Annotated in this window: 1 protein-coding gene and 1 pseudogene; both read right to left on the bottom strand. The window is 61.3% G+C overall.

Annotated features, from left to right (window positions below; all coding sequences use genetic code 11):
- A partial coding sequence (locus IVA87_RS30615; RefSeq protein WP_247336618.1) for an ATP-binding protein occupies nucleotides 1–399 on the bottom strand: 399 nt, incomplete at its 3' end.
- Nucleotides 308–875: pseudogene (locus tag IVA87_RS30620) on the bottom strand (IS21 family transposase); the annotation flags it as partial. The gene IVA87_RS30615 and the pseudogene IVA87_RS30620, both read right to left, overlap by 92 nt.

The following is an 875-nucleotide window of genomic DNA, read 5'->3' on the forward strand; positions in this document are numbered from 1 at the left end:
GTTGTAGAAGCGTCCTCTAGCGCCACCGCGGATGCAACTTCTGGCGATGGCAATGGCCAAGTGTGTTTTGCCTGTACCGGTGCCGCCAACCAGCACGACGTTGCGTTGTTGGGCGATGAAGCCGCCGCCAGCGAGATCATTGACGAGAGTCTGATTGATCGGCGTGCCGTCAAACTGGAAGTCGGCGATGTCCTTGGCGAGCGGCAGCTTGGCAATGGTGAGCTGGTATTTGATCGACCTGGCTTGCTTCTCGTTGATCTCGGCGTTGAGCAGGTCGCCGACAATGCGCTGAGGCTCGTGCTGGCGCTTAACGGCAGTTGCCATGATCTCGTCGAAGGCAGCCTTCATGCCGTAGAGCTTGAGTTCGCCCATGAGGTCGAAGATTTGGGTTCGTTCCATCAGATGGTCCTCCGGAGGTTGTCGTAGCGGGCACAATCGGCGATCGGTGCATGACGGAGCGTCAGTGCGGCCGGCGTCATGATGTTGGCCGGTGGGGCAGGTTCACGTTGACGGGCCAGGATATTGAGAACGACATCGGCGGAATGGACGCTGTGACTGAGCGCTTCGGCACAGGCCGCTTCCACCGCGGACAGACCGTCAGTCAGCACCGCGTTGAGGATGTCGACCATCTGCCGATTGCCATCGTCGGTGCTGGCCAGCTTGCGCCGGATCCGATCGATCGCGGCCGGCAGCACCCAGTCTTTGAAGGGAGCACCGTTGCGCAAGGCGCCGGGTTTGCGGGCGAGCACCGGCACATAATGCCAGGGGTCGTAGACGGTATCGCCGCGGCCAAAGGATCGCGGGTGCTCGGCAACGATACGTCCATCCTGACGGATCACGATGCGATCGGCATAGGCTTGAACCTCGACCGGTCG

Source organism: Bradyrhizobium sp. 147 (assembly GCF_023073935.1).
Lineage (GTDB): Bacteria > Pseudomonadota > Alphaproteobacteria > Rhizobiales > Xanthobacteraceae > Bradyrhizobium.